This is a genomic window from Streptomyces calidiresistens (assembly GCF_014141525.1).
Lineage (GTDB): Bacteria > Actinomycetota > Actinomycetes > Streptomycetales > Streptomycetaceae > Streptomyces > Streptomyces calidiresistens.
The window spans coordinates 1-3830 of sequence record NZ_VKHS01000537.1 but is presented as its reverse complement, the minus strand read 5'-3'; the positions used below and the strand labels follow the sequence as shown (position 1 = coordinate 3830).

Genomic DNA, 3830 nt, shown 5'->3' with positions numbered 1-3830 from the left:
GGCCCACCCCGGGGTCGCCGCGCGGGAGCCCGCCCCGCCGACCGTGCTCACCGTGGCCGGCTCCGACTCGGGGGGCGGTGCCGGCATCCAGGCCGACCTGAAGACCATGCTCGCCCTGGGCACCCACGGCATGAGCGTGCTCACCGCCGTCACGGCCCAGAACTCCCTGGGGGTGCGGGGAGCCTGGCCCCTGCCCCCCGAGGCGGTCGTCGAGCAGTTCCGGGCCGTGGTGGACGACATCGGGGTACGGGCGATCAAGACCGGGATGCTCGCGGACGCCACGCTCGTGGAGACCGTCGCCGGCCTGCTGGGGACCGTGGACGCCCCCGTGGTCGTCGATCCCGTGGGGGTCTCCAAGCACGGGGACCCCCTGTTGGACCCCGACGCCCTGGACGTCGTGCGCACCCTGCTGCTCCCGAGGGCGCTGGTGGTGACACCCAACCTCGACGAGGTGGCGCAACTGACCGGCCTCCGGGTGGAGGGCGAGGAGGACATGCGGCGGGCGGCCGACGCCGTGCTGGCCCTGGGCGGGCAGTGGGCGCTGATCAAGGGCGGGCACCTGAGCGGGGATGCCGTCGACCTGTTGACCGACGGCACCACCGAGTACCGGCTGCGTGCGCCCCGCCTGGACAACCGTCACACCCACGGCACCGGCTGCACGCTCGCCGCGGCGATCGCCGCGCACCTCGCCCGGGGGGCGGACGTGCCCGGCGCGGTCACGGCGGCGAAGGAGTACGTCACGGCCGCGATCGCGACCGGCTTCCCGCTCGGCGGGGGGATCGGACCCGTTCGCCACGGCCACGGCATCGCCCCGGGCGGGAACCCGGGTCACTGACCCCCGGGCCCGTCCCCCGGCCCGGCCGGGGGACGGACCCGGCCGGGGCCGAGCCGCCGCGCAACCGCAGCCGTCACGGTCGGACGCGGCTCGGCGGTGGAAGGGTTCCGGACACGGCGAAGAGCCGATCCGTCACGGGGACGGATCGGCTCGGGGCCGACGACGGTCGGCGCACCCGTGAGCCGCCACGGGTGGTGTCATCCGCTCAGCGGGTGACCTTGCCGGCCTTGATGCACGAGGTGCAGGCGTTCAGCCGCTTCGGCGTACCGTTCACCACGGCCCGCACGCGCTGGATGTTGGGGTTCCAACGGCGGGGGGTGCGGCGGTGCGAGTGGGAGATGCTGTTGCCGAAGCCCGGCCCCTTGCCGCAGACGTCGCAGTTGGCAGCCACGGGTCACTCCAAAGACGGGTCACCCCGGAACGACGGGGAGACGGATACGTACGCTGGGACCCGGCTCTGCGGCACCGGGTGTTCTCCGGGGGCCTCGGCCGGGGGATTGGCGCCCGACACACCGGGAGCGGACTCACGCGGCGGTATCGGGCAACCGGAGCAGCATACCCCGCCGCCTCCCCCCGAACGAAATCGGGCGGTTCACCCCGACCACCGGACCGCGCCCCGCCCGTCGGCCGCATAGGCTGCGACGGTCGGTTCCCGGGTACGCGCTCCCCGGGGCCCCGATCGGGATCCCGGGGTCGGATGCCGATCGTCCCCCGAGCCGCCGAGGAGGGATCGCCCGTGACGCGCCCGTTGGACGCGGGGACGGTGCGCCGCTGGTGCCGTCTCTCGCTGGACGCCCTGGGGCGCGCCCGGGAGGACATCGACGCCATCAACGTCTACCCGGTGGCCGACGGCGACACGGGCACCAATCTCTACCTGACGATGGAGTCGGCGGCTCGCGCCGTGGAGGCGGCCGGCGCGGGGGACCCCGATGTGGCCGAGACCCTGCGCGCCATGGCCCACGGATCCCTGATCGGGGCCCGCGGCAACTCCGGCACCATCCTCGCCCAACTGTTGCGCGGCATGGCCGTCGAACTGGGGTCGGTGGCGGGCGCGGCCGGCGCCGGGGACCTGGGCCGCGCCCTGCGCACGGCGGCCGACTCCGCCTACCGCGCGGTGGCGCACCCGGTGGAGGGCACCATGCTGACCGTCGCCGCCGCGGCGGCCCGTGCCGCGGAGGCGACGGTGGCGGCGGGGGGCGGGGTGGCCGAGACCGTCACAGCCGCCTGCGAGGGGGCCCGCGAGGCGTTGGCCGGGACCCCCGAGCGTCTTCCGGTGCTCGCCCGGGCCGGTGTGGTGGACGCCGGTGGCAGCGGACTGCTCACGGTGCTGGAGGCCCTGGACGCCGCGGTCTCCGGCGGTGCCCCCGCACCGGGCCGCGCCGGCCACCGCGCCGGGGAGCACCCGCCGGCCCGGCTCCCCGGCCGCACCCCGGTCGCCGGGGCGGGACCGGCCGGGGAGCGCCCCGCCGCCTGCGCCCCCGCCGACACCGGCCCCGGACCCGCCTTCGAGGTGATCTACCTCCTGGACGCCGACGACGCCGATGTGCCCGCACTGCGCGAGCGCCTCGACCGGATGGGGGACTCCCTGGTCGTGGTGGGCGGCGACGGGCTGTGGCACCTCCACCTCCACACCGACGAACCCGGGGCCGCCGTGGAGGCCGGCATCCGGGTCGGCCGGCCGCACCGCATCCGCATCGCCCACCTCCCCTCGGCTCCCTCGGCGAACCCCGGGACCACGCCCCCGGGGGAGGGTGCCGGTGACCCCGCTCCCCCCCGGGCGGTCGTCGCGGTGCTCCCCGGCGACGGCCTCGCCGAACTGTGCCGGGAGGCCGGCGCGGTGCCCCTGACGGCGGCCGCCGACGAGCCCCCCTCGGTCGGGGAGTTGGCCGGCGCGCTCCGGGCGGCGGGAGCCCCGGAGGTGGTGCTGCTGCCCAACGACACGGCGCTGTGGCATCCGGCCGCCGCGGCCGCGCAGGAGGCCCGCCGGGCGGGTGTCCGGGTCTCCGTCATCCCCACCCGGTCGCCGGTGCAGGGGCTCGCGGCGCTGGCGGTGCACGCCCCGGAGCGCCGTTTCGACGAGGACGTGGTGGCCATGACGGCCGCCGCCGGCGCCACCCGTTTCGGGGAACTGGGCACCGCCGAGACCGAGTCCTGGACCAGCGCGGGGGTGTGCCGGGCGGGTGACGTCCTCGGGCTGATCGACGGGGACGTGGTCGTCTTCGGGGACGACCCCCTGCGAATCGCCGCCGAGGTGCTGGACCGGATGCTCTCCGGCGGCGGGGAACTGGTCACCCTGGTCACCGGGGCGGAGGTCCCCCGGGGACTGGCCGACCGCCTGGAGGACCACCTGCGCTCGCGACACCCCGGGGTGGACACCGTCCGCTACGAGGGCCGCCAGGGCTCCCCCCTGCTGATCGGCGTGGAATGAGCGGTGCGGCGCCCCGTCCCCGTTCGGCGACGGGGGAGCGGGCCCACCGGCATCACCGGTGATCCGGGGCCCCCGGCTCACCGGTGATGTCGGTGGGATGGTGTGCAATGGGCGGGTGAGCGCCCAACCCGAGACCTCCAGCACCTCGCCGTCGTCCCGGTCCGCCGATCCCCTGGCCACCCCGTTGACCCGGCTGGTGGGCGGGGCCACCGCCAAGGTGATGGCCGCCCACCTCGACCTGCGCACCGTCGGGGACCTCCTGCACCACTACCCGCGCCGTTACGCGGAGCGGGGCGAGCTCACCCGCCTCTCCGACCTGCCGGTGGACGAGCACGTCACCGTCGTGGCCGAGGTCGCCGACGCGCGCGTGCTGACGTTCAACCGGGGCCGGGGGCAGCGGCTGGAGGTGACCCTCACCGACGGCAGCGGCCGGCTCCAACTGGTCTTCTTCGGCCGCGGCGCGCACCACCACAAGCGGGAGCTGCTGCCGGGGCGGCGCGGCCTGTTCTCCGGCAAGGTCTCCCTGTTCAACCGCCTGTCTCTTATAGACATCTCCGAGCCCACGAG

General features: G+C 76.2%; 4 protein-coding genes. 3 read left to right on the top strand and 1 reads right to left on the bottom strand.

The genetic code is table 11. The features are described from left to right. Positions 1-43 precede the first annotated feature (43 nt). Complete coding sequence (thiD, locus tag FOE67_RS19130) at positions 44-835, top strand: bifunctional hydroxymethylpyrimidine kinase/phosphomethylpyrimidine kinase (protein WP_182665946.1); 792 nt, start codon at positions 44-46, stop codon at positions 833-835. Positions 836-1040: 205 nt separating this feature from the next. Here the strand turns inward: thiD and rpmB are convergent, their stop codons facing one another. Next, positions 1041-1226 carry a 50S ribosomal protein L28 gene (gene rpmB / locus FOE67_RS19125; RefSeq protein WP_129842680.1) on the bottom strand — a complete coding sequence of 62 codons (186 nt, stop codon included), beginning with the start codon at positions 1224-1226 and terminating at the stop codon, positions 1041-1043. Positions 1227-1532: 306 nt separating this feature from the next. Between rpmB and FOE67_RS19120 the strand changes: the two genes are divergently transcribed. Beyond that, complete coding sequence (locus FOE67_RS19120) at positions 1533-3263, top strand: DAK2 domain-containing protein (protein ID WP_182665944.1); 1731 nt, start codon at positions 1533-1535, stop codon at positions 3261-3263. A gap of 220 nt (positions 3264-3483) precedes the next feature. Continuing rightward, a partial coding sequence (locus FOE67_RS19115; protein WP_267133348.1) for an OB-fold nucleic acid binding domain-containing protein occupies positions 3484-3830 on the top strand: 347 nt, incomplete at its 3' end.

Excerpts from the sequence above, each read along its gene's own strand:
- FOE67_RS19120 (WP_182665944.1), top strand. The coding sequence starts at position 1,533 with ATGCCGATCGTCCCCCGAGCCGCCGAGGAGGGATCGCCCGTGACGCGC.